Origin of the sequence: Bradyrhizobium sp., assembly GCF_019242285.1 — a bacterium.
Classification (GTDB): Bacteria; Pseudomonadota; Alphaproteobacteria; order Rhizobiales; family Xanthobacteraceae; genus Bradyrhizobium.
Genome location: NZ_JAFAVV010000608.1, coordinates 1 through 2934 on the forward strand (window position 1 = coordinate 1; position 2934 = coordinate 2934).

Here is a 2934-nt window from a genome sequence, read left to right on the forward strand (position 1 = left end):
TCTGCGCCGCCGGCGCGCAATCAGAGCCAAATTTTTCTTTTTTGCGCTGTTTGTCCGTCGTTTGTTTTCCGCCCGCTTACGGCACGATATCTAGTTGAGGCATTTCCTCGACAGCAAGGCCGCCCATGTCAGGTCGTCAACTTCACCTCAACGTCAATCTGCTGCACTCCGGCACTTACGCGTCCGCCTGGCGATTGCCGGAGAGCGATCCGCATGCGTGCTTCGACATCGCTCACTATGTGCGCGTCGCGCAGATTGCCGAGCGCGGCAGGCTCGATGCGATCTTTCTTGCCGATACACCCGCCATCACGGATCGCATCGAATATCGTTCCTTCATGTCGCTGGAGCCTACCATCGTGCTGGCGACGGTCGCTGCATCGACGACCCATATCGGCCTGATTGCGACGGCCTCCACGACCTATAACGAGCCCTACAACATCGCCCGCCGCTTCTCGACGCTCGACCATGCCAGCGGCGGCCGCTCGGGCTGGAACGCCGTCACGACGGCAGATGCTGCCTCGAGCCGCAATTTCGGCTTGGTCGGCGTGATCGAGCACAAGGCGCGCTACGAGCGCGCCAAGGAGTTCGCGGAAGTGGTTCACGCGCTCTGGGATAGCTGGGAGGACGATGCCTTTATCGGCGACAAGCACAGCGCTCGCTTCGTCGACACGGCCAAGGTTCACCCGATCTCCCATCGCGGCAACTACTATTCGGTCGCAGGCCCGTTGAACGTGCCGCGATCGCCACAGGGACGGCCGGTCACCGTGCAGGCGGGAGGATCGAGCGATGGCCGCGAATTTGCGGCGAGCCACGCCGAGGCGGTGTTCACGCTCGCTCAAACGATCGACGAAGGCGTTGCCTATGCGCGCGACCTCCGCACGCGCGCCGCGGCTTACGGCCGGTCCGGCGATTCCATCGTCATCCTGCCGGGCCTCACGACCGTCATCGGCAGCACCGCGGCCGAAGCTAAACGCCGTCAGGACGAGCTCTGGGAACTCGTGCCAATCGAGTACAGCCTTGCGCGCCTTGCCGGCACGCTGCAGATCGATCCAGGCCTGCTCGACCTCGATAAGCCCCTGCCCGATCCGCTTCCGCTGCCGCCCAATGCCAATCACACGATGTTTCAGGGGACGGTGAGCCTGGCGCGCCGGGGCAACCTCACAGTACGCCAATTGCTGCGCGCCCTTGGCGGCGGCGTTGGGCATCGCATCATCGTCGGAACGCCCGAGCAGATCGCCGATGACATCGAGGCGTGGTTCAAGGCAGGCGCAGCCGACGGGTTCAACCTGATGCCCGATGTCTTGCCGTCAGGCCTCGAAACCTTCGTCGATCAGGTCGTCCCGATCTTGCAAAGGCGCGGCCTGTTTCGAACCGATTATAACGGCTCCACGTTGCGCGACCATTTCGGCCTCGCGAAGCCTCCAAGCCGGTACGCCAGGTCAGTGGCCAAGGCCGCCTCAGCCTAAGAAAGCGCTGCCGGTTCCGGGGCTCGCGCGACGACGGCCTGCGACTGCCGCACCCGCGGAATCACCTCGAGCGCAAAGCGACGCATCTCCGCCTCGAACGGCTGGAACTGCAGCATGAAGAGTCCGATGCCGGCGGCATGGAATGCCTGGATGCGCGCCGCGACCTCGTCATAGCTGCCGACGAGCCCGGCCGCCGTGCCGCCATTGGTGCCGACACGCGGCGTCTTCTGCATTGTCTGCATCATCACGACTTTTGGGTCGGTGTTCTGACGCTGAATAGCCTTCATCGGCGCGTCCTTTGCCGAAAGCGCCAGCAGGCGTTCATGCTCGGCCCAGGCCTGCTCGCTGGTCTCGCGCGCAACCACGAAAGCTGAAAGGCCGAATCTCAGCGGCGGCGCGCCGGCCCGCGGCCGTCCTCCGACATTCGCAATGAGTGCTGCGACGTCTTCAAGCTGCTGGCCGTTGATGAACCAGACGTCGCCGTGGTCGGCGACCAGGGCGCGCGCGGGCTCGGATTCGCCGCCGACATAGATCGTCGGCCGCGGGCGATGGAGACTCGTCGGCCGAAGGATGTAATCGCGGACGTCGAAATACTTTCCCTTGTAGGTCAGACGTTCGCCCTCGATCAGTCGGGATACCACGGAAATCCATTCGCGCCCGTAAGCATAGCGCTCGTCATGTTCCGCAAAGCCAATGCCTGCCTTTTCCAGCTCCGGGCGATTCCAGGCATTGACCAGATTGATGGCGAAGCGGCCGCGGCTGATGTTCTCGATTCCGAGCGCCATCTTGGCCAGCACGACCGGGTGATAGAGATAGGGCTTGATCGCCGCAATGATCTCGATGCGGCTCGTCAAGGCGGCGATCGCAGCGGCGGCGCTCCAGGCTTCGAGCTGATCGAAATCCTCGATATGCGGATTGATGGTGTGCTGGGCGATCAGCGTCGAGTCATAGCCGAGCTCTTCCGCCGCAAGCACGAGATCGCGGTTACGCTCCCACGAGGCGTTATAGGGCTCGTCGGGATCCTGATACGCACCGCGTGAGCCGTGCACCACCGCCCAGATTCCAAAGCGAGGAGATGTCGCTGTCATGAGAGCCTCTCTCGAAAGATTTCATATCACGTCACGCGCAAAAGCAGTTTGTTTTGACCAATGCGCAGTCGCGGTGCAAGCGCGCCCATCATCAAAAGATATTCTTTGCCGCGCGAGCGCCCGCAAAGACAGCATCAAACTCCGGAACGAACGACAATTGAAAAACCGCTCTATTTCTGTCCGCGAAAATTCGTGGGACAGTTTGCGTGCGTGATGAGAGTTGCTGTCAGCACAGCGCAGCGAGCTGTCGCCGATGCCTGTTTGCTGTGCAGCACCATGCTTGCTCCATGACGCGCGACGAGGCGCAACCGGAAACGAGGATCCTTGAGCAATATCGAACAGACCGTAGCACCGGCCGAATTCAAGCAGGGGTCGACCAC

At 62.3% G+C, this 2934-nt stretch carries 3 protein-coding genes; 1 reads left to right on the top strand and 2 read right to left on the bottom strand.

The window, feature by feature from the left end:
* The first annotated feature begins 125 nt into the window (after nucleotides 1-125).
* The gene (locus JOY90_RS24845; protein ID WP_291693755.1) at nucleotides 126-1466 is read left to right on the top strand and encodes an LLM class flavin-dependent oxidoreductase; all 1341 of its coding nucleotides are present in this window, start codon (nucleotides 126-128) and stop codon (nucleotides 1464-1466) included.
* Here JOY90_RS24845 and JOY90_RS24850 read toward each other — a convergent pair.
* Both JOY90_RS24850 and JOY90_RS24855 read right to left on the bottom strand, forming a co-directional pair.
* A complete protein-coding gene (locus JOY90_RS24850; RefSeq protein ID WP_291693756.1) occupies nucleotides 1463-2554 on the bottom strand; it encodes an LLM class flavin-dependent oxidoreductase in 1092 nt (363 codons plus the stop codon). The two genes, JOY90_RS24845 and JOY90_RS24850, sit on opposite strands and share 4 nt — an antisense overlap.
* Nucleotides 2555-2575: 21 nt before the next feature.
* The coding region (locus JOY90_RS24855; protein ID WP_291693757.1) for a hypothetical protein at nucleotides 2576-2934 on the bottom strand (359 nt) is incomplete at its 5' end.